This window comes from Paraburkholderia sp. XV (assembly GCF_020177535.1).
GTDB lineage: Bacteria > Pseudomonadota > Gammaproteobacteria > Burkholderiales > Burkholderiaceae > Paraburkholderia > Paraburkholderia caribensis.
In genome coordinates this window covers 139,387-163,264 of the sequence record NZ_JAGUUD010000007.1, presented here as the reverse complement: position 1 = coordinate 163,264, position 23,878 = coordinate 139,387, and the positions used below count along the sequence as shown (strand labels likewise).

At 60.9% G+C, this 23,878-nt stretch carries 20 protein-coding genes; 3 read left to right on the top strand and 17 right to left on the bottom strand.

What is annotated here, in order from left to right:
- Positions 1-66: 66 nt before the first annotated feature.
- The 13 genes from KFO72_RS06425 to KFO72_RS06365 form a co-directional block, all read right to left on the bottom strand.
- The gene (locus KFO72_RS06425; protein ID WP_060603219.1) at positions 67-1,155 is read right to left on the bottom strand and encodes an ABC transporter ATP-binding protein; all 1,089 of its coding nucleotides are present in this window, start codon (positions 1,153-1,155) and stop codon (positions 67-69) included.
- A 58-nt stretch (positions 1,156-1,213) separates the two neighbouring features.
- Positions 1,214-2,089 carry an ABC transporter permease gene (locus KFO72_RS06420; RefSeq protein WP_225031677.1) on the bottom strand — a complete coding sequence of 292 codons (876 nt, stop codon included), beginning with the start codon at positions 2,087-2,089 and terminating at the stop codon, positions 1,214-1,216.
- Positions 2,089-3,039 carry an ABC transporter permease gene (locus KFO72_RS06415; protein WP_057176757.1) on the bottom strand — a complete coding sequence of 317 codons (951 nt, stop codon included), beginning with the start codon at positions 3,037-3,039 and terminating at the stop codon, positions 2,089-2,091. Before KFO72_RS06415 ends, KFO72_RS06420 begins: the two co-directional genes overlap by 1 nt.
- A complete protein-coding gene (locus KFO72_RS06410; protein ID WP_060603225.1) occupies positions 3,036-4,133 on the bottom strand; it encodes an ABC transporter substrate-binding protein in 1,098 nt (365 codons plus the stop codon). Before KFO72_RS06410 ends, KFO72_RS06415 begins: the two co-directional genes overlap by 4 nt.
- A gap of 207 nt (positions 4,134-4,340) precedes the next feature.
- Positions 4,341-5,330: a dihydroxyacetone kinase subunit DhaK gene (dhaK, locus tag KFO72_RS06405; protein WP_225031676.1), complete on the bottom strand. Its 990-nt coding sequence runs from the start codon at positions 5,328-5,330 to the stop codon at positions 4,341-4,343.
- A 14-nt stretch (positions 5,331-5,344) separates the two neighbouring features.
- On the bottom strand, positions 5,345-5,983 hold the full coding sequence (gene dhaL / locus KFO72_RS06400) for a dihydroxyacetone kinase subunit DhaL (protein ID WP_054935239.1): 639 nt from the start codon (positions 5,981-5,983) through the stop codon (positions 5,345-5,347).
- On the bottom strand, positions 5,980-6,999 hold the full coding sequence (locus KFO72_RS06395) for an ABC transporter ATP-binding protein (protein ID WP_225031675.1): 1,020 nt from the start codon (positions 6,997-6,999) through the stop codon (positions 5,980-5,982). The genes dhaL and KFO72_RS06395 overlap by 4 nt, the downstream gene beginning before the upstream one ends.
- On the bottom strand, positions 6,992-8,113 hold the full coding sequence (locus KFO72_RS06390; RefSeq protein ID WP_060603231.1) for an ABC transporter ATP-binding protein: 1,122 nt from the start codon (positions 8,111-8,113) through the stop codon (positions 6,992-6,994). Before KFO72_RS06390 ends, KFO72_RS06395 begins: the two co-directional genes overlap by 8 nt.
- Before the next feature lie 5 nt (positions 8,114-8,118).
- Complete coding sequence (locus KFO72_RS06385; RefSeq protein WP_054935236.1) at positions 8,119-8,313, bottom strand: hypothetical protein; 195 nt, start codon at positions 8,311-8,313, stop codon at positions 8,119-8,121.
- Positions 8,310-9,263, bottom strand: coding sequence for a carbohydrate ABC transporter permease (locus KFO72_RS06380; protein ID WP_054935235.1), 954 nt, complete (start codon positions 9,261-9,263; stop codon positions 8,310-8,312). The genes KFO72_RS06385 and KFO72_RS06380 overlap by 4 nt, the downstream gene beginning before the upstream one ends.
- Positions 9,260-10,216 carry a carbohydrate ABC transporter permease gene (locus KFO72_RS06375; protein WP_054935234.1) on the bottom strand — a complete coding sequence of 319 codons (957 nt, stop codon included), beginning with the start codon at positions 10,214-10,216 and terminating at the stop codon, positions 9,260-9,262. The genes KFO72_RS06380 and KFO72_RS06375 overlap by 4 nt, the downstream gene beginning before the upstream one ends.
- 80 nt (positions 10,217-10,296) lie before the next feature.
- Positions 10,297-11,625 carry an ABC transporter substrate-binding protein gene (locus KFO72_RS06370; RefSeq protein ID WP_225031674.1) on the bottom strand — a complete coding sequence of 443 codons (1,329 nt, stop codon included), beginning with the start codon at positions 11,623-11,625 and terminating at the stop codon, positions 10,297-10,299.
- Positions 11,626-11,739: 114 nt separating this feature from the next.
- Positions 11,740-12,759, bottom strand: coding sequence for a LacI family DNA-binding transcriptional regulator (locus tag KFO72_RS06365; protein WP_176055163.1), 1,020 nt, complete (start codon positions 12,757-12,759; stop codon positions 11,740-11,742).
- A gap of 275 nt (positions 12,760-13,034) precedes the next feature.
- Here KFO72_RS06365 and bfr point away from each other — a divergent pair, with 275 nt between their 5' ends.
- The gene (bfr, locus tag KFO72_RS06360; RefSeq protein WP_054935243.1) at positions 13,035-13,511 is read left to right on the top strand and encodes a bacterioferritin; all 477 of its coding nucleotides are present in this window, start codon (positions 13,035-13,037) and stop codon (positions 13,509-13,511) included.
- A gap of 23 nt (positions 13,512-13,534) precedes the next feature.
- Here bfr and KFO72_RS06355 read toward each other — a convergent pair whose 3' ends face one another.
- A complete protein-coding gene (locus KFO72_RS06355; RefSeq protein ID WP_225031673.1) occupies positions 13,535-16,033 on the bottom strand; it encodes a glycogen/starch/alpha-glucan phosphorylase in 2,499 nt (832 codons plus the stop codon).
- 1,467 nt (positions 16,034-17,500) lie between these two features.
- Between KFO72_RS06355 and KFO72_RS06350 the strand changes: the two genes are divergently transcribed.
- Positions 17,501-17,776, top strand: coding sequence for a hypothetical protein (locus tag KFO72_RS06350; protein ID WP_082670393.1), 276 nt, complete (start codon positions 17,501-17,503; stop codon positions 17,774-17,776).
- Between the two features lie 257 nt (positions 17,777-18,033).
- Complete coding sequence (locus KFO72_RS06345; protein ID WP_225031685.1) at positions 18,034-19,332, top strand: DUF3422 family protein; 1,299 nt, start codon at positions 18,034-18,036, stop codon at positions 19,330-19,332.
- A gap of 72 nt (positions 19,333-19,404) precedes the next feature.
- Here the strand turns inward: KFO72_RS06345 and KFO72_RS06340 are convergent, their stop codons facing one another.
- The 3 genes from KFO72_RS06340 to KFO72_RS06330 form a co-directional block, all read right to left on the bottom strand.
- The gene (locus tag KFO72_RS06340; protein ID WP_225031672.1) at positions 19,405-20,337 is read right to left on the bottom strand and encodes an MBL fold metallo-hydrolase; all 933 of its coding nucleotides are present in this window, start codon (positions 20,335-20,337) and stop codon (positions 19,405-19,407) included.
- 687 nt (positions 20,338-21,024) lie between these two features.
- Positions 21,025-21,924: a hypothetical protein gene (locus KFO72_RS06335; protein ID WP_224099552.1), complete on the bottom strand. Its 900-nt coding sequence runs from the start codon at positions 21,922-21,924 to the stop codon at positions 21,025-21,027.
- Positions 21,925-21,927: 3 nt separating this feature from the next.
- Complete coding sequence (locus KFO72_RS06330; protein ID WP_224099553.1) at positions 21,928-23,877, bottom strand: hypothetical protein; 1,950 nt, start codon at positions 23,875-23,877, stop codon at positions 21,928-21,930.
- Position 23,878 lies beyond the last annotated feature (1 nt).

Genomic DNA, 23,878 nt, shown 5'->3' with positions numbered 1-23,878 from the left:
TGAGGAGCAGCAGAGTAGCGCTCGAAGAAAGGGTGTGCAACGTAACCAGCCTGACGCAAGCATGCGTCAGGCCGACGCACGCACTCCGTGCGCAGAGATGAGCTTGCATGCATGCGCCGGCAGCCCTGCCAGCACCGGCACGCCGGGCGCGAGACCCGGCACTTCGCGCGGGGTGGTCGCAGCAGTCAACGTGAAGCCTGCGCATTCGATGGTGGCTTCGAGCGAGGCGCCGACGTCGCGAATGAACCGCACCGTGCCCCGGACGCAATTCGCATCATGCACGGCCTGATCGGCGCCCAGTTGAATATGCACGTCTTCCGGCCGGATCAGAAGACGAATGTCGCCGGATGCGACGGACGTCGGCGCCGGGTTCGCGACGACGATCTGCTGCCCGCCCGGCAGACGCACTTTCCCGCTCTCGTCGTTTGTGACGGGCAAGATATTGCCAAGGCCAATGAAGTCGGCCACGAATTCGCTGACGGGGTCGCGGTAAATATCGAGTGGCTTGCCCACCTGCGCAATACGGCCTTTCTCCATCACGACGATGAGGTCGGCCATGGTCATCGCTTCGCGCTGATCGTGCGTGACCATGATCGTCGTGATGCCCAGACGCTGTTGCAGCAGACGAATTTCAATCTGCATCGCCTCGCGCAGCTTTGCATCCAGCGCCGACAGCGGCTCGTCGAGCAACAGCAGCTTGGGGGACGTCGCAATCGCGCGAGCAATCGCCACGCGCTGCCGCTGGCCGCCCGAAAGTTGCGTCACGGCACGCCCGGCCATATGCGGCAACTGGATCATGTCGAGCAGTTCGGCGACCCGCCTCGCCTGCTCGCTCTTGCCCGTCTTGCGTAATTTGAGCGGATACGCAATGTTCTCCGCCACGGTCATATGCGGGAACAATGCGAGCGACTGAAACACCATGCCGAAATCTCGCCGGTTCGCGCTCAGGTGCGTGATATTGCGACCGGCGAACATCACCGCCCCCGACGTTGGCTGTTCGAGGCCGGCGATCATCCGCAACAGCGTGGTCTTGCCGCAGCCCGACGGTCCGAGAAAGCACACCAGCTTGCCTTCGGGAATCGCGAGGTCGACGTTGTCGACCGCATGCGCGGCGCCGAAACGTTTCGTGACGGCCTGCAGCGTGAGATGAGTCATGACAGTTTCCAGTCGGTTTCGCGGCAAGGCGCGATGATGCGGGATTGCAGCAGCGCAATCACAGCGCAATCCCTTTGTCGCCCACCAGTTTTTCGAGCAGCCAGATCAGCGCAAAATCGATTGCGACGACGAACACCGCGAACGAAAACACGGTCGGATCGAGCGAAGACACCGTACGGCTATACAGCCATACGGGAAGTGTCATCGTGTCGATGCCATACAGAAAGAACGTCACCGTGAATTCGTTGAACGAGATGATGAACGCGAACAGCATGCCGGCGAGAATGCCGGGCCGCATCAGCGGCAACACGACATCGACGAGCGCGCGTCGCGGACTCGCGCCCATCACGTAAGCGGCCTCTTCGAACTCGGGCCCGATCGACGCCACCGACGCCGCGCAGTTCTTCACCGTGAACGGCAACGCGAGAATCACGTGAGCGATGATCAGCCGGAACACGCCGAGTTCGACGGGCAGAACGTTGAACACCAGCAGCAGCGACAGCCCGAGCATGACGAGCGGATAGACGAGCGGCAGCGCGACCAGTTGTTCGACGAGCCGTTTGCCGCGAAAACGGTAGCGGCTCAGCGCGTACGCGGCGGGCACGGACACGAGCGTCGCAACGATCATCGTCGAGACCGCGACGAGCAGACTCGTTCCGAGCGCCGCGCCCATCGACAGCGCATCGCTTGCGTCGGGCGAAACAAACGTGTGCCACGCCGCTCGATACCACCGCAAGCTGTACGCATGCGGCGGAAATTCAAGCATGTCGGCTGCGCTGAACGACATCGCGATCATCGTCAGAATGGGGAGCGCCGCCAGAAACAGCACGATGGCAGCCGCCAGGGCGGCGACCTTCCCAAGCCGGCCCGGCATCGTCGAGGACGGCCTCAGCGCGCCCAGCGGCCGGCGAGGCAACACACCTTGCGTACTCATCAGGCAGAACCCTCCAGACGCCGCATGCGGCGCAGCAGCCATTGAGACAGCGCCATCAACGCAAGCGTGGCGACCATCAGTACGACGCCCGATGCCGACGCCGCAGGCCAGTTCAACAGCGGCGAAACCTGGTCGTGCACCAGCACCGCGAGCATCGGGACGCGTCGTCCGCCCAGCAACAGCGGCACCGCGAACGCACTCGCGTTATAGGCAAAGACGAGCAGCGCGCCGGAGACGATGCCGGGCATCGCGAGCGGCAGCACGACATCACGCATGGTTTGCCAGCGGGTCGCGCCGAGCGTCGCCGCAGCCTCCTCATACGAAACGGAAATCGCGCGCATCGCGCTCGACATCGGCAGCACGGCCAGCGGAAACGCCGTCTGGATCAGACCGAGCAGCACGCCATGTTCGCGATAGAGCCACATGACGGGACGCGACACGAGGCCGCTGCCGAGCAACGCATGGTTGAGCAATCCAGCGGGGCCGAGGATCACGAGCCAGCCATAACCCTGCAACAGCAGATTCACCAGCAGCGGCAGCAGCACGCCCGCGAGCAGCAGGCGTCGCACAAGGCGCGATTCGGTGCGCGCCATTGCAAGTGCAACGGGAATGGCGAGCAGCACCGCACACACCATGCTTTGAAAAGCGAGCCGCAATGTCAGCCACAGCGACTTGACGAAATAGCTGTCGGCGAGTTCGACATAGTTATGCAGCGTATACGCACGCCATTCGTTGCCTGACACGCCGAAACTCATTCGCACCACGACCAGCGCGGCCGCGGCAAGCACGGCGAGAAACACGAGAATCGGCGCCAGCAGCAGCCACGGCCTCGCGCGCGCCGACGCGCTGCCGGCACCGCTCGCGGCGTGCCCGTCGGGCACGCCCGTCGATCCCGCCGGCGCGACGTCAGCGCGCCCGCGCCGCGAAAAGAGCGCGGGCATGCCGTTCATGCCGAGAAGATTTCCGTGTAACGCTTGATCCACGCAGGCTGCACCGCCGCGAGCGCCTTGTCGTCGTGCAGCACCGCTTTTTCGGCGATCTGCTTCGGGCTCGGCACATAGGCGCGGCTCTCGGCGGGAATCGCGGCCTTCGAGTTGACCGGGCCGTTCAGGACGTCGGCGGCCATCCGGCCCTGCACGCCCGCATCGAGCGAATGGTTGATGAATGCGTGGATCAGGTCGGCATCGCCCGGGTGTGACTTCGGAATGACGGTGAACATCAGTTGCGTCGCGAAGCCTTCCTTCATCCCGTAGGTCACGCCCATCTTGTACTCGGGCTTGCGGATCTGATCGGGGAAGAACGCGGGTGAATAAATCCCGCCGATATCGAGCGAGCCGGTGCGAAACAGATCGGCAACCTGATTCGGGTTTTCACCGAGCGTCATCACATGATCTTTCAGCAGCGCAAGCTTCTTGAAACCCGGCTCGATGTTCTGTTGCGAGCCGCCTGCGAGCTTCGCGGCGATGATCGCGAGATCGACTGCCTCGGCCCACTCCGGCGGCGGCAGGAACACGCGCCCCGCGTATTTCGGGTCCCACAGCGCTTCGTACGAATCGGGCGGCGTCTTCACCGTCGACGTGTTGTAGATCAGGCCGTCCGACCAGAGCAGATAACCGACGCCGAAGCCGTTCGCGCCCGTGCGGTATTGCGGCGCCACGTCTTTCAGGTTCGGCAGCTTGTCGAGATCCGGCTTGACGAGCAGGCCCGCATCGCCGAGCCCGGACGCGCCGACGCCTGCCAGCGTGATCACGTCGTAGGTGGGGCGATCGCCCGCCGCCTTGACCTTCGCGACCATGCCGGACGTTCCGTCGGCGCGGTCGGCGATCACTTTCGCGCCGGTCTTCGCGGTGAAGGTCGCGGCAATGTTGCGCAGCGCGGCCGTGCCCGTATCGTCCGACCATGTGAGCAGACGCAGGGTCTTTCCGGAGAAATTCTGTTGCTGCTGGGCGCGCACGTTGATGAAGGGCATCGGCAACGTCGAAGCCGCGAGTGCCGCGCCGATCGTCTTGATTGCCTGCCTTCTGCCCCGTTTGATGTCTTGCATGACGATCTCCTGATGAACAATCGGTGTCCACTGCCTGTCTCACGTGAACCAGCGGCACGGTGCGAAGGCGTTGCGCGACAACCGACTGTAGGTTTGCCAATATCACGCAACAAGCGAAATATGCGCATGCGCATCATGTCGAAAACTCATGCGCGCGAGGCGTGCAGGCGGCCTTCCTTCAGGCAGGAGAGCGTCATTCAATACCCGCTACATACCCCACCTCAGCGACGGTGTGTGTACTGCGCTATCCCAATGTCTTAGCATTTCGTCGTTCATCACGCACAACGTAATCGACGCGCCCGCCATTTCAAGGGAAGTCGTCAGCGAATCGACCTGCACGCGCGCAATCTTCAGGTCACGCTGCTGCAGCCACAAGCGGGTGGAATTGAACAACAGATAGAGTTCGCCGAGCGGGGTGCCGCCCAATCCGTTGATCAGCACCAGCAGTTCGGCACCCGCCGGCGGCTTGAGATCCGCGACAATGGCCGTCAGCAGTTCGCCCGCAATTGCGTCGGCCGCGGTGAAACGCGCGCGCCGGCGCCCCGGCTCGCCATGGATGCCGACGCCAACTTCGATTTCATCGTCGCCGATCTTGAACGTGAGCGTCCCCGCCGCCGGCACGGTGCAACTGGAGAACGCGACGCCCATCGACGCCGTATGCTTGTTGATCCGGTCACCGAACGCCTTGCATTGTTCGAGGTCCGCGCCGCTTTCTGCAAGACTCCCCACCAGCTTTTCGACGATCACGGCGCCCGCCACGCCGCGCCGCCCCGTCGTGTAGCTGGAATTTTCGACGGCGACGTCGTCGTTGATCAGCACCATGGCATTGGGCAGCTCCGACATCTCCGACGCCATTTCGAAGTTCATCAGATCGCCCGAATAGTTCTTGACGATGAACAGCGTGCCCGCGCCCGTATCGACGGCTTGCGCGGCAGCCATCATCTGGTCGGGCGTCGGCGACGTGAAGACCTGGCCGGGACACGCGGCGTCCAGCATGCCATAGCCGACAAAGCCGATGTGCAGCGGCTCGTGCCCCGACCCGCCGCCCGAGATCAACGCGACCTTGCCCGGCTTGAGCGTCTTGCGCCGCACGAACACCGGTTCCTGATTGAGCACGACGAGATCGCTGTGCGCGGCGCCGAATCCCGCCAGGCTCTCGACCAGAAAGTCGTCGACGTGATTGATGAATTTCTTCATGGTCTGCGCTCCTTCTACGCTCTGTCTTGCGCGAGCCGCGCACATACGGCGTCGATCATCAACTGGCTCGATCGCGCGCCCGGATCGATGTGGCCTCGCGAGCGTTCGCCGAGAAACGATGCGCGCCCCTTGGTGGCGAGCATGTCGCGCGTCGCGAGCATGCTCTGCTCCGCGACTCCCGGCAGGGTGTCGAGCACGGCTTCGGGCGAAGCGTCGCTGTCCGCCAGTTCCGCCAGGCGCGACGCCACGGGAATCAGCACGTCCATCATCGTCTTGCTGCCGAGACCAGCCTTGCCGCGCTGCGCAACGGCATCGACACCCGCGGCGAAGATGCGCGCCGCGTCCTGCACGCTGGCGACGTCCCCGCTCTCACCCGACGCTTTCGCCATGCCGTGCAACAGCGAATAGAACAGCGGCCCCGACGACCCGCCCACCGTCGACAGCAGTTTAGACGCGGCGAGATCCAGCGCCGGCGCGAATGCCTCCGCTTCGATATCGGCACGCAGGCCGAGCAGCGCATCGGCGCCGCGCAACAGGTTGAAGATGTGATCGCCGTCGCCGATCTGCTGATCGAGCGCGGCGATCTCCTCAGTGTGTTCCTTTAGCGTGGCATGCGCAGCCTCGATGCACGCCATGACCGTTTTGCCGTTCATGCCGGAATCCTCCTGCCGTCGGAACGAAAATAAAGAAGGCTGCGCGGCGGCAGTGACACGCCGACCGTTTGCCCTGGCGTGAAGTTGCGTTCCGTCATCGTGGTCGCGACGATCGCGGTGCCTTCGCGCTCCAGAATTAGCAGATGCCGAAGCGGCGAATATTCGAGCACCCGAAGGTTCAGCGCGTCGCGCGCATCGGTGCCGTGCAGCACGATGTCTTCCGGGCGGATCGCGACAGTCGACGTGCCCGCCGGCATCGCCGCCGGATCGAACAGCGCGGACGGCAGCAGGTTGATGGGCGGCGAGCCGAGACGTTGCGCCGCGCTGAGCGACGCCGGGTTGCCATAGACTTCGCGCGGCGTGCCCATCTGCACGATGCGACCGTGTTCGAGAATGCCGATGCGATCGGCGAGCGTCGTTGCCTCGACCTGGTCGTGCGTGACGTAGATGATCGTTGCGCCGATGGAGCGATGCAGCCGCTTTAATTCGATGCGCAATTCCTCGCGCAGCTTGGCATCGAGCGACGACAGCGGCTCGTCCATCAGAAACACTTTGGGCTCGCGCACCAGCGCGCGGCCAATCGCCACCCGCTGCATCTCGCCGCCTGACAGATGCGTCGCCATGTTGGCGAGTTTCGACTCGATGTGCAGCATCTGCGCGACCGACCGCACGCGCGCGCTGACTTCCGCTTCGCTCGTGCGGCGCCGCGGCGAGCGCAACGGAAACGCCAGATTGCCGAACACCGTCAGATGCGGATAGAGCGAATACTGCTGAAAAATGAAGGCGGCGTCGCGGTCTGCGGGATGCATGTCCGTGGCCGCCTCGCCGTCGATGAATATCTCGCCTTCGTCGGGCCGTTCGAGGCCCGCAATGAGCCGCAATGTGGTCGTCTTGCCTGCGCCGCTCGGTCCGAGCAACACGACGAACTCGCCCTCGTTCACGTCGATCGACACGTCGTCCACCGCGACGATATCGCCGAACCGCTTCGTCACGTTGTGCAGGCGAATCTCAGACATAAGCGCCTCCGCTGCCGTTACCGCTACCGTTAAAGGCCATCTGGCGTGCCGCGCCGGGCAGCAGACTGCCGCTCTCCGCGTCGTACAGCAGTGTGCGTTCCTTGTGAAACGACAGCCCGACCTGCGAACCCGCCGCGCGCCCCTCGTCCTTGCCGACCCGCACGCGCACGATGCCGAGCGCCGTCTCGACCACCAGAATCTGATGCGAACCGAGATATTCGTCGGCGATCACACGTCCGCGCAACGCGCCGCGATCGTCTATCACGACGTGCTCGGGCCGCACGCCCACCAGCGCCTTCGCGGCCGATGCATCGGTACGCGGCACGGCCACGGCCGCACCGCCAAGCGAGACCTGTTCCGCGCCTGCCGGGACGCCGCCGTCCACCGCGAGGAAATTCATCGGCGGGCTGCCAATGAAGCTGCCGACGAACACGGTCGCAGGAAAGTGGTAGATCTCATGCGGCGAGGCGGACTGCAGCACTTCGCCGCGATTCATCACGACGATGTCGTCGGCCATGGCCATCGCTTCGCTCTGGTCGTGCGTGACGTAGACGGTGGTCGCCGTGAGCGCGTTATGCAGCTTGCGCAACTCGAGGCACATCAGTTCGCGGAAGTCCGCGTCGAGCGTGCCGAGCGGTTCGTCCATCAGAAAGGCCTTCGGATGGCGCACGATGGCGCGTCCCAAGGCAACGCGCTGACGGTCGCCACCCGACAGGCCGCCCGTCTTTCGATCCAGCAGATGCTGGATGCGCAGCATGCGCGCGGCCGTGTCGACGCGCGCCGCTATTTCGCTGCGCGAGATGCCCTCGTTCTTCAGCGGAAAAGCGATGTTGTTGCGCACGGTCATATGCGGATAGAGCGCGAACATCTGGAACACGAATGCAATGTCGCGCTGACGGGCTCTCAGCGCCGTGACGTCTTCGCCGTCGATCAGGATCTGACCCGACGTCGGCAGTTCGAGTCCGGCGATCATCCGCAACGTGGTCGTCTTGCCGCAGCCGGACGGTCCGAGCAGCACCACGAAACGGCCGTTGCCGACCGTGAGATTCGTATCGTGCACGGCCGTGAATTCGCCGAAGCGCTTGTGGAGATTGGAGAGAACGATCGTCGACATATGGCTCAGTCCGGGAAGTGGCTGGTCACGACAAAGGCCAGCGCGCCCACCAGAATCACGGGAAACGACCACGTATAGAGGCCGACGGTGAACGGTTGAACGAGCATGGCAATGCCCAGACCAATGAGTGCTGTCGATGCGCCTTCCCAGTAGCGTCTGCGAAGGAAGCGCCGGCGCGGCGTGGCAGGTAGGGCTTTCATTTGCGCACCGCTCCAAAAGTGATGCCGCGCAATAGATGCTTGCGCAGCACGACGGTGAAAATGAGGATCGGCAGCACGAACAGCGTGGTGGCAGCCGCCACGGCCGGCCAGTCCTGACCGCCCTCGCCGATGATGAACGGAATGAACGGCGGCATCGTCTGCGCGTCGCCGCTGGTCAGCAATAGCGCGAACGCGTACTCGTTCCACGCGAAGATCAGGCAGAAGATCGCAGTGGCGGCAATGCCCGTGATCGCCTGCGGCAGCACCACCTTGATGAAAGCCTGCATACGGGTGTAGCCGTCCACGAGCGCGGCCTCTTCGTATTCGCGCGGGATCTCGTCGATGAAGCCCTTGAGCAGCCACACGGCCAGCGACACGTTCACGGCCGTGTAGAGCACGATCATGCCCAGGTACGTGTCCGCGAGCCCGAGCGCGCGGTACATCAGGTAGATCGGGATCGCGACGGCGATGGGCGGCATCATCCGCGTCGACAGAATGAAGAACAGCAGATCGTCGGCGAGCGGCACCTTGAAGCGCGAGAATGCATAGGCCGCGAGCGTGCCGAGAAACACCGCGAGAAACGTCGAGCCGAAGCCGATCACGAGTGAGTTGACGAAGCGCGGCAAGACCTTCGACGGTCCCGCAATCACCATGTTGCGCTTGCGCACATCGCGGTCGTACCAGGTCTGTGCAGGCGGCAGGCTCGCGATGAACTCCGGCGTCTGCCGCGAGCGGATCGTGAAGAGGTTCACGTAGCCTTCCATCGACGGCTGAAACATCACGACGGGCGGATAGGCAATCGCGTCCTCTTGCGTCTTGAAGCTCGTCAGAATGATCCACACGATCGGCAAGGTCGCAACGAGCGCGTACGCGATCACCACGACGGCAGCAAACGTCTTGCTGCGCGGCGTCGCAGCGACGACCGATTGTTGAAGGGCAAGGTCTGTCATCGCTGTTTCACCCTGTTGAGTGCCTTCACATAGATATTCGCGGCGCCGAATACGACGACGAACAGGATGATCGCTAGCGCGGACGAATAGCCCGTCTGCCACTTCTCAAACGCGGCGCGCTTGAGGGTGATCGACACGGTTTCCGTCACGGAGCCCGGGCCGCCCGACGTCAGCAGATTCACCATGTCGAACATCTTGAAGTTCTCGATGCCGCGAAACAGGACTGCGAGCATCAGGAACGGCAGCGTCATCGGCAGCGTGATCGACCAGAACTGCCGCCACGGCGAAGCGCGGTCCACTTCCGCTGCTTCGTAGATGTAGTCGGGAATCGAGCGCAGCCCGGCAAGACAGATCAGCATCACGTACGGCGTCCACATCCAGGTATCGACCATTACGATCGTCCATGGCGCAAGCGGCACGTCGCCGATCATCTGGAACGAACTGGGCGGAATGCCTGTGAAAAAGCTGACGATGTCGTTGAAGAGACCGGTTTGCGGCTGCAGCAGGAAGGTCCAGAAATTGCCGACCACGGCGGGCGACAACATCATCGGCAGCAGGATCAGCGTGGTCCAGAAACTATGGCCTCTGAACTGCCGGTTGATCAGCAGCGCGAGCCCGAACCCAAGCAGGACTTCCAGTCCGACCGACCAGAATACGAAGCGCGCGGTGACCTGCATCGCGTACCAGATGTCTTCGTCGGTCAGAATGTCCGTGTAGTTGTCGATGCCCACATTGCGCGCGGGCACGCTCGGCATGTTCGACTTGAAGTTCGTGAACGACAGCCGCAAAGCCCAGATCAACGGAAAGATGTTGATCGCGAGCAGCAATACGATGGTCGGAAGAATGAACAGCCACGCGATCGTCCTGTCGGACAGCCCGCGCTGGCGCGCAGCCGCGCGCGGCGGCCGTTTCGCCTGCAACCCTTCCGGCGCAAAAGGCTTGTTTGCCAACATGCCGACTCCTTTTCGCGGATTAGCTGGGATGACCCGCCCGCTAATCCGCGAGCCGAGATACCTTGATCGCTAACGCGCCTCTACTTTCCTTCCGCCTTGAAGACCTTGTTCCAGTCCTTGACCAGCAGATCGAGTGCTTCTTTTGCGGTGCCTTTATCGGCAACCACATAATCGTGCACGCGCTTTTGCATATCGAGCAGCAACTCTGCGTAGGCCGGCTCCGCCCAGAAGTCCTTGACGATCGACATCGACTTCAGGAACGCGGGTGCGAACGGTGCGCTCTTCGGAAAGTCCGGTGCATCCACGACCGACTTCGCCGCCGAATAGCCGCCGAGTTGCCACCATTTCTTCTGCACGTCGGCTTGTGCGAACCATTTGATGTATTCGAGCGCGTCCGCCTTATGATCCGAGTACGACACCACGGAGATGCCCTGCCCGCCGAGCTGCGTGAACTGCTTCATTTCCTTTGGATTGACGAAGAAGCCGATTTTGTCGCCGCCGACATTCGGGTCCTTGTACAGCCCGGGGAAGAACGCGAACCAGTTCATCTGCATGGCAACCTGACCGGACTTGAATGCATCGAGTCCTTCCTGCATGTACGCGTTCGTCATGCCCGGTGCCGTGCAGCATTTGTACAGTGCCTTATAGAATTCCAGCCCCTTGATGGCGCCGGGTGAGTTCACAAAGCCGTCGAGGTGATAGGGCTTCTTGGGGTCCTGGTACTCGAAGCCGAAGTTGTAGAGCATGTTCGTCACACCCATCGTGATACCTTCCGAGCCGCGCTCCGTGAAGATATACACGCCGTACACCGTCTTTCCATCAATCTTGCGTCCCTGGAAAAACTCGGCGGTTTGCTTGAGTTCGTCCATCGTGGTTGGCGGTTCGAGTTCGCGTTTGTATTTCTGCTTGAACTCCGCACGCAGTTCAGGTCTTGCAAACCAGTCTTTCCGATAGGTCCAGCCCACTGCGTCCGCCATGGCAGGCAGGGCCCAGTAGTTCGGCGTGTTCTTCGGCCATTCTGCGTAGCCGACCACGGTTGCCGGCACGAAGTCATCCATGGAGATCTTGTTCTTCGCGAAGAAGTCATTCAGCTTCACGTAGTGACCATTCACGGCTGCGCCGCCAATCCACTGGCTGTCGCCGATGATCAGATCGCACAGTTTGCCGTGCGAATTGAGTTCATTGAGGAAGCGGTCCGCGTAGCTCGTCCATGGCACGAACTCGAACTTCATTGCAATGCCGGTTTTGGCCGTGAAGTCTTTCGATAACTCTACGAGTGCATTGGCGGGGTCCCAGGCCGCCCAGCACAATGTCAATTGCTTGCCCTGGGCGTGCGCCGTCGATCCCAGGCAAAGTCCCAATGATGCGAGGACGGCCGCGACTACCCTTGCTGACGTAAGACGTAACATTTGTCTTCTCCTTGTCTTTCTCGGGTCTCCAACCTGATGACAGACAGCGTCCATGCGCCGGACGCCGTATTCGGGCTCTGACGGATTCACAAAGCAGTCCGCGTGTCGCGAGCGTCAGGCATGCGCATTCTCACGAAGATAAATCCGGGTTTCGGGCGTCGGGATGTTGAGCACGCCCCGCACGTCGTTAAGAAAATTGATGGCCGCGAGGCCCGCCCAATGGACGATGCCGCGCACGTCCTGATCGAGGATCACGTCGATTGCGCGCTCGGACAATTGCACCCGCGTCTCGGCGGTACATTCGTGGCCGATCAGAACGACGCGCGCCTTGTCGCCGGATTCCTGCAATGCGGACGCAATGCCGGAAATGCCGCCGCCCGTCACATACACGCCGACCAGATCCGGGTGTCCGGCCATCAGGCCTTGAACAGCAAGACCGGCACTGTCGTCGTCTTCGGCGAAATCAGGCTCCGTGACCCAGCGCAGGTTGCGAAAATCTTCTTCGAGAACCTGCGAGAAACCCGTCCGGCGCTCCAGCTGATCGTGCAGCCGTGACGACGCGGACAGCACCGCGACCGTACCAATGCGGGATCCGACGAACCGGCCCATCAGCAGCCCGGCCGTTCGTCCCGCGATGCGGTTGTCGACGCCGACGTAAGCCGCACGCGCACTCGACGGCAAATCGGAGAACACCGTGACGACGGGCATGTTCCCGTCGGTCATGTCCTGGATCATTCGCACGACCCACGGGTAATCGAGCGGCACGAGTACGAGTGCGTCGTAGTCGGTCAACTGCTGGGCGAAGGATGCAGCGTCTCGCTGGTTCGACAGGTCGCATCGATAAAACGACGGGACGATGCGATGCTCGCGAAAGAAGCTCGCCGACAGCGCGATATCGCGCTCGGCCTGATCGAGAAAACGGGAATTGATTTGCGGCAGAACGAATGCGACCCGAAACGACGTTGCTTTTGCCGGACGACCACGACTTGCACGCTCGTCGCGCAATGTCGCGAGCGCGAGATGAACGCGTTCGGCTGTCTCCGGGCGCACACCCTGGTCGTCGCGCAGCACACGATCGACCGTGGCGACGCTGACGCCGGCGCGACGCGCAATCATCATACGGGTAGCCGGCATGGGTCTCCTCCGTTGCCGAGCCAGGAGTGATTTTGTTATTTGAAAATAGTTTTTCCGCCAAAGAATGCAAGGTTTTTTGTGGGCTTAAATGCGTCATTCTTGACGACATTTCTGAGTGAAGTACTTCGCGAATCCGTGCCGAATAGATCCGCTATTCACCCGACGATAAAGAACGGCGGCATAAGGAGAATCATTTGCGCCCCCTGTCTCGTTATCGCCGCGCTCGTACGAGCGGCCTATCCTGTATGGAACTCTGCGGAATGACGGGAGCTGTCATGCAAGCCGATCCAAAAGTTATTGAATATCTGAACGCCGAATTGAAGTACGAGCTGACGGCCATCAACCAGTACTTTCTGCATGCGCGTCTTTATAAGCACTGGGGTCTCGAAGGACTCGGCAAACATGAGTACGACGAGTCGATCGAGGAAATGAAGCATGCCGACAAGCTGATAGAACGAATCTTCATGCTCGACGGCTTGCCCAATCTTCAGGATCTGGCCAAGCTGCTCGTCGGGGAGGATACGCTGGAGGTCCTCCAATGCGATCTCAAACTCGAACAGTCCGCCCAGGCCCATTGCAAAGAGGCGATCGCTTACTGTGAATCAGTCCAGGACTTCGTTTCGAGAACGATCTTTTCGGACATACTCGACGACACTGAAGACCATATCGACTGGCTCGAGGTACAGATCAACCTGATCGACAAGGTTGGAATCCAGAACTATCAGCAGTCGTCGATGGGTTCACCCGGTTGAGTCGCGAGCTCGCGCCGCGTTTCTCAGAGCCGCTCAAGGTCGACACTCACAGGACCGATTTTCCAGATCTCGCTACAGTACTCGCTGATCGCGCGATCCGAGGAGAACTTACCCGAACGTGCGGTATTGAAGATGGACATACGGGTCCAGCGTCGCACGTCGTGCCATGCGTTGTTCACGCGTTCCTGGCAAGCCACGTAATCCGCGTAGTCGGCCAGCACGAAAAACGGATCGGCGTGCAGCAGATTGTCGACCAGCGGCCGGAACATATCGCGGTCGCCGCGCGAGAAATGCCCGCTGACAATCAGATCCAGCGCATCGCGCAATTCGCCGTTGCCAGCCGCGAAGTCTGCCGGACAATAGCCATCGCGCCGCCTTTGCTCCACCTGTGAATCGGTCATGCCGAACAGGAAAAAGTTCTCCTCGCCGACCTCTTCCCGGATCTCGATGTTCGCGCCGTCGAGTGTTCCGATGGTCAGTGCGCCGTTCATCATGAATTTCATGTTGCCTGTACCCGATGCCTCCTTGCCCGCAGTCGAGATCTGCTCGGAAAGATCCGCTGCCGGATAGATGAATTGTGCGTTCTTCACATTGAAGTTCGGGTAGAACACCACCTTGAGCCGACCGCCCAACGACGGGTCGTTATTCACGACTTCCGCCACGCCGTTGATCAGGCGAATGATCAGTTTGGCCATCGCATATCCCGGCGCCGCTTTTCCGCCGAATACGAAGCAGCGCGGCGCGACAGCAAGTTGCGGATCGCGGCGCAGACGCTGATACAGCGTGACGATGTACAGCGCGTTCAGGTGCTGTCGCTTGTATTCGTGAATGCGCTTGACCTGAATGTCGAATAACGCGGCAGGGTCCACCTCGACGCCCGTCGCGCTTCGAATGTGCTGCGCGAGGATCGCCTTGTTCGAATGTTTGACGCGGCGCCACTCGTCGAGAAAGGCCGGTTCGTCCGCGTGCGATTCGAGGGCGCGAAGCCGTGCGAGGTCGGTCGCCCATCCCTCGCCCACTGTCTCGTCCAGTAACCGCGCAAGCCCGGGATTGCTGAGCATCATGAAGCGACGTGGTGTGACGCCATTGGTGACGTTCTTGAAGCGCCCGGGCCACAGTTGCGCGAAGTCACGCAGCACCGTTTGCTTGAGCAGCGCGGAATGAAGCTCTGCCACGCCATTTACGGCATGGCAGCCGACAGTTGCCAGATGCGCCATGCGCACCTTCTTCTCGCCGGCCTCGTCGATCATCGACATTCGCGCCACGCGTGCATCGTCGCCGGGATAACGCTGCCGGACCTCGTCGAGAAAGCGCCCGTTGATCTCGTAGATGATTTCGAGCAGGCGCGGCAGCAGGCTGCGAAAAAGCGGCAGCCCCCAGGTTTCGAGCGCTTCGGGCAGCAATGTGTGGTTGGTATAGGCCAGCGTGTCGCGGGTAATATCCCAGGCTTCATCCCAGGGGACCTGCCGCTCGTCGACGAGCAGGCGCATCAGTTCCGCGACTGCGATTGAAGGATGCGTATCGTTCAACTGTACGGTGAACATGTCGGCAAAGCGCACAATGGGTTCGCCTTTGATATCGAGCAGGCGCAGCATGTCCTGCAACGAGCACGAAACGAAGAAGTACTGCTGCGCGAGGCGCAGCCGCTTGCCGGCTTCGGGCTCGTCGTTGGGATAGAGCACCTTGGACAGCGTTTCGGATATCACCTTTTCCTGCACGGCCTGGTAGTAGTCGCCGGCGTTGAAGTCCTCCAGATCGAAAGACTCGACCGCTTCGCTCTTCCATAGGCGCAGCGTGTTGCAGGTATTGACCCGGAATCCGAGCATCGGCGTATCGCAAGCCACGCCCTTGACCATGTGCGCCGGTATCCAGCGCACGCGGTAGCGGCCCTGCGCATCGTTCTCGCTCTGCGTGTGTCCGCCGAAGCGCACGTAGTAGTTCACGTTGGGGCGCACGATTTCCCATGGGTTGCCTTTCTGCAGCCATTTGTCCGTGGCCTCGACCTGCCGGCCATCGCGGATCACCTGATCGAAGATACCGAACTCATAGCGTATGCCGTATCCGACGGACGGTATCTGCAGCGTGGCCAGCGAGTCCAGATAACAGGCAGCGAGCCTTCCGAGCCCGCCATTGCCAAGTCCGGGCTCTTCCTCCAATGCGATGAGTGCGTCGAGATCCTGACCGAGTGACTGCATGGCAGCACGCGCTTCGGCCTCGATGCCCAGGTTCACGAGATTGTTGCCGAGTTGCGGTCCGATCAGAAACTCCGCAGAGAGGTAACACGCAACCCTCAGCTCGCGAGCCGCATAGGTCTGGATCGTGGCGGCCCAGCGCGCCAGCATGCGGTCGCGCACGCTATAGGCAAGCGCCATATACCAGTCGTGCGGCGTAGCAATGGCGGGCGGACGAGCCTGCAGGCAGATGAGATTGTCGAGCACGCCGCGCCGCAATGCATCCGGGTCCAGCGCACTGCGCGCGGAGTCGCCGCAACGGTTGTCGCTCGCGCTCATGTCGGCAGCCATGGTCTTACCCTCCTGTTTTTGCGCGACCGCTTCAAACCCGAGGGCAGTCTCACATTCGCGGCGCTGCCCAAGGAGATAGGCGTACACGAAGGGAGCATACGTTACACCGTGCGTATTTCAAGCCAATGCCGAATTATGTTGGTTCGTCATTTACTATCGGTTCCTAAACGTATGTCGAATCGGGATACGCGTGCCAGTCATCGACTGGGGGGAGTCGTCCCCGTTGCATGAGACGAATGTGCGGCCGGCAAATTCGGCAAAAAAATGACACATCGACCCCACTAACGATCAATCTTCCATTGTGCGTCGAAGCGCTAACTTATGACCGATGTGTGCTTGCGTAATTCGGGCTGGCGGGTTGACGCTGCTGCGCCGCTGACCGATATTGGCAAACTGCCCCGCTCCGTTTTCGATTCGTCTTATCTTATTGCGATCGCAGCATCCGTCCGCACCATGGATGCCGTCGCGTTTATACGGGGGAACAATTAACGATGAACGCTCAAACCGCTCGTCGCCCGATTTTTTCGACCACGTGCGCACGTTGCGGCGGTAGGTTGTCCGAGCCTGTCAATTTTTGTCCACAATGCGGCGCGCCCGCGAGGCTCGCGTTCAGCACACGCGCCTCGACGAACAAGCCCGACGCCGCAACCGCATCTAAAGCGGCAAGTGCGACAGCCGCGCGTCCAAGCGTTGCGCCTGGGGGCCAGAGCTGGCGGTCACGGCTGACATCGTTAGATTTGCGTGGTTCGCGTATGAAAACGGGGGCAGCGCTGATTCTGGTGGCCCTGGCCGTGCTCAGCGTCGCGGTGGTGTCACTGCATCGCCCTGACGGCGGCGCCGATGGAGAGCCGATAGCAGCATCGAACACAACGCAAGGTAGCGTAACGACGAATGGCACGAGCCAGGCGGAGCGTGCCGCGGCAGTCGATGCACAGGCAGCCGCGCGTGGCCCGGCGCGAAACGCCGCGGTGGCGCAGAGCCCGACAACGACAGCGGGAACAACACCTGCGCTGGTCGCGTCGGGTGCCGTGCCCGAACCGGCTCAGCCACCGATCTCGACATCGCCGCCATCACAATCAACGTCCTCGCAGAGTTCAGTTTCGAACAGCGGGAGAGATAGCGACAAGAATCACAGGCTGCTGGCCCTCGCACTTGCGCGGGCACGCAGCGGCCTCGAGAAAAACGACCTGCGCATGGCACGCTCGGGAGTTTTTTGGGCGCTGTCGTTGCAGCACGACAATGACGAGGCACTCGCGTTGAAGCAGGAGTTGCTCTCGCGGGAAAGGGATCGTAAAACGCCAGTCGACGCGACCCGCGGCTCCGGCAAATCTGCGAGTCCGTCGGACTGAATTCCCCCGCCGCCAAAAGCGTCAATACGCATGCGTCTGAACGAAAAAGCGTACCCCCGGTCTTATGTGGTATCCAGCTCCCAGTCACTGGGACCGTTCCCTAACTGCCGGGGTCGAAATGAAACATACGGTTATCGCGATCGTTCTGGGTCTCACAGTGTCGACGGCGTTTGCGCAATTGCCGCGCGGCGTCCCTTCCGTCGCGCAGCCCGCCAACAACTCGCTCCAGTTGCCTGCCAGCCGTTCCGCCGGCCTGCCAGCCGGTCGATGGGTACCGCCGTATAGCGGGCCGACGCCGGCCAGGACTCCCGCACAGGTTTATCAGCAATCCGTGCATGCGGAGGTGGACGGGCAACTTGCGCATCTCAACTCGATGGCGGCCCCCCGCCACTAACGCGCCTGGTACGCTAGCAACCCGGCTAACTAACTGGCGACTTGATCGATATTTCACCTGTGCGTCGATACAGTGGCCGGTTCCTTGAATACGATCGCGGAGGGAAACCCGTCACTCGACCGGATGCCTATCAGAAAATCTGAAGACGTTGATCAAAACAATGAGATTCTCTTGTTGGCGTAGTTCTGCCAAAGTTGCTGAAAGGACCCGCACTGCGGCGTCAACCGCAACCTGAGCACGAACCCGTGAAACCCATCGTGATGGATCATCCACTGCGCGCCGAACTGGCTGCGGAATTGCATGCTCGCCCGTTTCTCAAACTGGCGGAGTCTGTTTCTCTGGTGCACTACGCCATCTACGCCGAGCACAATCCATCGATTCACGAAACGGCATTACGCGCGTTGTGCTGCGGCACGGGCATCCCGCTGCCCGCGAATGGCGCCACGCATCATTCGGTGCAATCCTCGTTCGGGTGGCATCTGAAGTGGGAGCGGCACACTGAATTTTCCACGTTTACCTTCGTCGTCCCGCGCAGCGACACGGATTACTTCAGTGATACGGGGATAGAAGGCATTCCTGCGAGCTGGTTCGAGGAGATTGCCGGCAACCGGTTCGTCGCCTGCCGTATGGAACTGTTGTCGGGCGACCATGCCCGTTCGTTACGTGAAGCGCCCACTCGGTGGATCGACGGACCTATTCTCGTCGGTAGCAGCGTACTCGGCGGGGGCCGTGTCTTCTGCGACTGGAGCGTGCGTGCGGATGGCTTCATGCGGTTCGTCGTGATTGACGAGGACTTTCGTGAAGAACAGGGCGGCCGCTTGCTGCAGCGGCTCTACGAAATCGAAACGTACCGGATGATGGCTCTGCTCACGCTGCCCATCGCGCGCAAGTTAAGCCGTGATCTCGACGACATTCATACGTCGCTTCAATCACTGATGCAGCGCATGGACTCGCCTGGCGTGGATGGCGATGATTCGCAGTTGCTCGTCAAGCTCACGCATCTCGCGGTCCGCCTCGAATCGCTGTCGGGGTCAGGAGGACGCTTCAGCGCTTCGCGGGCTTACGAAAAACTGGTTCTCGCGCGAATACAGGAATTGCGGGAAGAGCGAATCGAGGGGATGCCGACGATCCAGGAGTTCATGGAGCGACGCTTCGCGCCTGCGATGGAAACCTGCCGAAGCGTCTGGGCGCGCCACGAACAGATTGCCGCCCGAATTGCACGTGCTGTCGATCTGTTGCGCACGCGAGTCAATCTGGCACAAGAGAAAGACGTCACCCGCCTGCTCGCCGGCATGGAGCGAACAGCACGCAACCAGTTGCATTTGCAGCATGCCGTCGAAGGCCTGTCCGTCGCCGCCATCTCCTATTACGTGCTGTCACTGGTCGCCGCTGCGTTCAAGGCGCTGCACGTTCTAAGCATTCCGATTGAGCCTGAGCTCGCCGAAGGCATCGCCATCGGCCCCGTCGTATTGGCCGTGATCGCCATTACCCGGCGCACGCGGGGCCGGATGGCGAAACGAAGTTCGAGCGAAAAAGAGACCTCGTTCGCCCGTTGAATTCGTCCCGGCAAGAACAACGGGAGCCGGCCGAATTCGTGCGGACATGCCACGGCCGGTTTCCAGTCGATCTCAGTAGTCCCACTGAACGGGCACAAAACGGAAGGCTTCACCGCTCTTCGCAATATGACCGATGGACGGAAACGCAACATGCGCGGCGGCCAGCAGAGCGCCCGTATCAGCGGCTTCGTTGAGCAGTGCAATGCGCACGTCCACCGCCGCTTCGGGATCGTGCTCGAAACCATTCTGCCATTCGGGATTGTCGAAGCCGACTTCGAAAATCGCGTCGCCCACGAACGTCAGCTTCTCGCCCTTCGATGCGACGTCCACGACGCAGTGCCCCGGCGTGTGCCCACCTGTTACGCGCGCCGACACGCCCGCTGCGACTTCCACCGCCTGATCGAACTGCACGATGTTTTCGCTGTAGAGTTCCACGAACTTTGCAGCCGCCTTGCGAAGCGCGGGAGGAACCGCTTCCGGCATCACCGTTTTGCTGAAGTCCGGATTCTTCCAGAACGCCACTTCCGCGGCCGATACGTGAATCCGCACGTCCGGGCGCAGCCTGGCCTTGACGCCATCGACATTCAGCCCGCCGACGTGATCCATGTGCATATGCGTGATCACGATATCGGTGAGCGCACTGAGGTCGATCCCAGCCGATTCCAGGCGCATCACCGACTGACCGGCGCGCGTGAAGTATTCGAAACCGTCGCCCACCCCCGAGTCGATCAGGATCAGACGTTCGCCGCTGCGCACGAGCGCGATGTTCAGAGCCCAGTCGAACATGTCACGTTGCAGGAAACGACCATCGAACCATTCGTTGCGGTCCGCTACGCTCACATTCGTGGACATGGTGGAGGTCGGCAAAGGCAGAATGCCATCGCTGATCAGCACGACGTCGACGTCACCCACGCGCACGGCGTAGCGGGAAGGCACGAGTTCGCCCGAGCCTTCGCGGCCAAGGTTGGCGGTAACCGGCTGCACATTGCGGGTTGTTTCGCTCATCTTCGATAGTCCTGTTGATTAAGTGGGGTAAGCGGCACCGGGCGGCGCGCTCACGAGCACGACCACGAACTGCGCGCGCTTCGTTCGGCTCGCGTTTCGACCAACCGTGTGTGACGGATTCTAGTGAGGCGGGACCGACGCCAGTAGCGTCCCGCATGCGTGCACCATGTTGTCCGAACGGCAACAATCGACACGGGCAGCAAGAGGTAACGCGAGCGGCATGCCTGTCGATCAGCGGTCCGCCAGGAACATCGAGCGTCCATCCGACTAGCGCCTCGATCCGGTGTTTCACTAAGGCCACGCGGTGCGCCGAGGCCTGGCGTGCCGAAAACTATCTCTCAGCGTGCAAAAAAGCCTGCACCTCTAAGAATGCCGAAGTGCCGCGCTCCGCGCGGGAAGTGCATGCTCATGATCGCACCGGCGATTGATCTCATGACACAAGAGAGTTTGCACTTTTGGTCTGGCGTTGGATACGAGTCAGTAGCTTGCACACGAAAGGCTGCACTTCCGGCGCGAAGTGGACGTCTCGCGTCTTCAAATTATTGGGGCATTAGCGAAAAGCGCCTCGCTGATATGGTGTATCCGTGGCCTAATTGATGCCTACCTGTGCGCGAGCTCCATTGGAGCGAAAAGTGCAACGGAGCCTGTTTCCTGTCGCGCAATTGAGTCGCCGCGATCAACGTTCGCTCATGCGTCGCGCATCAGTTGCACGCGATATCTGTGCCACACCAGCGCGCCATCCGTGCGTTTGGGGCTACGCCTAGGATGGTCAAAAAGTAGACCCGTCTGCGCAGGATAGGCGCTCGCAAAGACCGCAGCCGCAATTCCACACGGTTTGGGTCCGATGGGGGCAATGAACATCCGTTTGCCGACGCCCAGCGACGCTCGCGTCCGTTCCAGGCATTCAAATGCTGCCTCCGGATCATTTGCCGAACAGTACTCGATCACGAGAGGACCTTGTTGCAGCCTGGGTAGGTGCGGAATGATGGCGTCGAGTTCCCATCCGGGGTGATACGCCGGAATTCCAAAGACCACCTTCACTTCTTTGTCTGCGATCATCTGGTGCTCTTCGAGGGCGCGGTCGAGCCGTTCCGATTCGAAGCCCAGGAAGAACACCCCGGCCTCCAGGTCGTCACTGCCCAGATCAACGACCGAACGAGGTATCGGCTGATAGCCCAAGGTGGTCTCGGTGAGCGCAAACTGATCGCCGCCGGGATGCGTGCGGGTATAACTTGCAGGCTCCACGTAGACCACGTCGATCGTGCCAGACTGTACCTCCACCAGCCCGCTCACCAGCGCGAAAAGCTCCGCAAATCCGAGTGTCGTCGCTTCGAGCACAAGGGTCGACGTGTCGTAGGCTGAAAGGAGCTGTACGATCCTGTCCACATCGGAGTGCCGGTCACCAATCGAGATCGTCATGTCTTCGACGTTGTACCGTACGGGTACACGCACGCATGCTTCCCCCCACGCAGCAACGGCCAGTTCGCCGCGCGTGTCAATGACATCTCCATGGAACAGCGTAACTTGCGCCGGGATGCCCAGTGCGTCAGCGCTCGACGCCGTCGATGTATCAAAACGGATCAACATGGGTCACAGAAGGTCCAGTTGGTGGGACTCGGCATCGGGAAGGTTCCGAGAGAACACCCGGGCGAGATCGCGGAAGTCACCCTCGGTGCCCATCGCAAGCGTGTGGAACTGTTCGACGGTCAGGTCGATTTTGCGTTTGCGGCGGTAGCTGATCTGGAAATATGGCGCATAGATCGGATTGAGCTGATAGTCGACGATATCCTGTCCGACATTTCCCTTCGTCTTCGTCTCAAGTTGCTCGATGAGAATCGCGAATTTCTGCAACTCACTGATAAAACGACGCTCGTCATCGTTGAGCGCGCGCGCGCCTGAATTGATGGTGATCTGGTTTTGCTCAGGTTCGCTCATCGCAGGGCTCGCCTGAAGTGCGCGAAAGATACTGCCCAGCCGCAAAGTGAACACACGAAGCTGCTCTCCGGATGGACCGAATGTCTTGATTTCGCGTATCAGTTGCTCGGCTGCATCATATGCTGCCCGGCACTGGACGTCGACCGGGTATGGCGCGGCCTCGATGTCGCGCAGCTCGGCAACTTCGAGCGTCTTGTAACAGAGGATCAGGAAGTTACGCAGATTATTGTTCGCCATCGTGCAGAGCGTGTCGAAGCCGCTGTACAGAGGACATTCCCTTCCGTATGGGCGATACAGCTCCAGCAGTGCGCCGAACAGGTTGTTATGAATCCACGTCGAACCGAACGATCCGGAGCGATCGGCCTGATACGCTTTCAGCTCACGCTGGACCTGCTCCGGTGTGAGAGATTTTCTGCTCAGCAGTGCGGGAAGAACAGCAAGCGCATCAGGCACATCGCTGGCCGCCAAAAAATCGTCGGCGGAGAGCTTGCTGGAACGCTGGCGCAGTGCCCTTTCGATACGTTCTGTGAGTTTTGGGCGAATACGCACGTCTGCGATCGCATCCGCCGCAAACTCCTTTTCGGTTTTTGACGGAAACCGCTCGCGCATCGACTGCAGAATACTGTCCTGATAGCGCGGATCCAGTCTTTCACTCAACCTGTCAGGTGAGCGGACGATCTGCAGCAGTTCGCTGTTGTCAGCGCCGGCCGCGATTTCAAGGTTGCCCAGAAATACCTCGGCAAAGAACAGTGGACGCGCGGACGGTTCGAGATACTTGTCCAGATCCAGGAGGCGATAGTCATGTGTCGCGTTGATCGACTCCGGTCCAGATGTCTGATTGTCGGTGGGATGCTCCTTCGACGTGAAACTGACAATGAGTGGCCGCTGGCTGTGCTTGAGGAACGAATTCAGAACATGCCTTTGATAGGCAACGAGGTTTTCGACCTCATCGACATAGACATGCAGGCACAGTTCCTCAAGGCCCGGTGTTGCGCGTAGGTCTTCTACGAGCGCCGCTATGAATTCGCGCCCGGGCGGCAGGAGCGGACGATTGACCGCCTGAACATTCGAGACCCACGTGCTGAAGGCGCGGCGAACCTTCTCCAGATGCGTCATCAGCTCGCGTGCGGATGTGGGAAAGTCCGGAACAAAATCAGAGGCACTGGGAAGAACCAGATGGTTAAAGCGTGCGACATCGAACCCGACATACGCGCTCGTCGCAATGGCGCGCACAGCCCGGATGAGTTCGACCGCGATCACAAGCGCGAAATAACCGTCGAAGACCACCGCCCATTCAGCATCGTCGATGCCGCGATGTTTCATTGAGCTGCAAAACTGGGTGTCGACGCGCCAGTAGATCCCGACGTGCTGGATCTCGTCGGGTGGAATCTCGGTTCGCCTCGGCGAAAAAGCGGTGTGGTAGTCAAAATACTTGAGCAACATGGTCTTTCCACATCCACGCTTGCCCGTAATGTACGCCGATTTCGTCGCGACTTTTAGCCGTAATTGGTCAAAGTACGGCGGCATGAAGAACTCACCCCATACGTCGGCGTCATGTTCTTCAGCGCGAGTCTTTGCAAACATGGAGGAGTCAGTAATCGTCATT

Coding starts and splice junctions, on each gene's coding strand:
- KFO72_RS06425 (WP_060603219.1), bottom strand. CDS start 1,155: ATGACTCATCTCACGCTGCAGGCCGTCACGAAACGTTTCGGCGCCGCG.
- KFO72_RS06420 (WP_225031677.1), bottom strand. CDS start 2,089: ATGAGTACGCAAGGTGTGTTGCCTCGCCGGCCGCTGGGCGCGCTGAGG.
- KFO72_RS06415 (WP_057176757.1), bottom strand. CDS start 3,039: ATGAACGGCATGCCCGCGCTCTTTTCGCGGCGCGGGCGCGCTGACGTC.
- KFO72_RS06410 (WP_060603225.1), bottom strand. CDS start 4,133: ATGCAAGACATCAAACGGGGCAGAAGGCAGGCAATCAAGACGATCGGC.
- dhaK (WP_225031676.1), bottom strand. CDS start 5,330: ATGAAGAAATTCATCAATCACGTCGACGACTTTCTGGTCGAGAGCCTG.
- dhaL (WP_054935239.1), bottom strand. CDS start 5,983: ATGAACGGCAAAACGGTCATGGCGTGCATCGAGGCTGCGCATGCCACG.
- KFO72_RS06395 (WP_225031675.1), bottom strand. CDS start 6,999: ATGTCTGAGATTCGCCTGCACAACGTGACGAAGCGGTTCGGCGATATC.
- KFO72_RS06390 (WP_060603231.1), bottom strand. CDS start 8,113: ATGTCGACGATCGTTCTCTCCAATCTCCACAAGCGCTTCGGCGAATTC.
- KFO72_RS06385 (WP_054935236.1), bottom strand. CDS start 8,313: ATGAAAGCCCTACCTGCCACGCCGCGCCGGCGCTTCCTTCGCAGACGC.
- KFO72_RS06380 (WP_054935235.1), bottom strand. CDS start 9,263: ATGACAGACCTTGCCCTTCAACAATCGGTCGTCGCTGCGACGCCGCGC.
- KFO72_RS06375 (WP_054935234.1), bottom strand. CDS start 10,216: ATGTTGGCAAACAAGCCTTTTGCGCCGGAAGGGTTGCAGGCGAAACGG.
- KFO72_RS06370 (WP_225031674.1), bottom strand. CDS start 11,625: ATGTTACGTCTTACGTCAGCAAGGGTAGTCGCGGCCGTCCTCGCATCA.
- KFO72_RS06365 (WP_176055163.1), bottom strand. CDS start 12,759: ATGCCGGCTACCCGTATGATGATTGCGCGTCGCGCCGGCGTCAGCGTC.
- bfr (WP_054935243.1), top strand. CDS start 13,035: ATGCAAGCCGATCCAAAAGTTATTGAATATCTGAACGCCGAATTGAAG.
- KFO72_RS06355 (WP_225031673.1), bottom strand. CDS start 16,033: ATGGCTGCCGACATGAGCGCGAGCGACAACCGTTGCGGCGACTCCGCG.
- KFO72_RS06350 (WP_082670393.1), top strand. CDS start 17,501: ATGAAACATACGGTTATCGCGATCGTTCTGGGTCTCACAGTGTCGACG.
- KFO72_RS06340 (WP_225031672.1), bottom strand. CDS start 20,337: ATGAGCGAAACAACCCGCAATGTGCAGCCGGTTACCGCCAACCTTGGC.
- KFO72_RS06335 (WP_224099552.1), bottom strand. CDS start 21,924: ATGTTGATCCGTTTTGATACATCGACGGCGTCGAGCGCTGACGCACTG.
- KFO72_RS06330 (WP_224099553.1), bottom strand. CDS start 23,877: ATGACGATTACTGACTCCTCCATGTTTGCAAAGACTCGCGCTGAAGAA.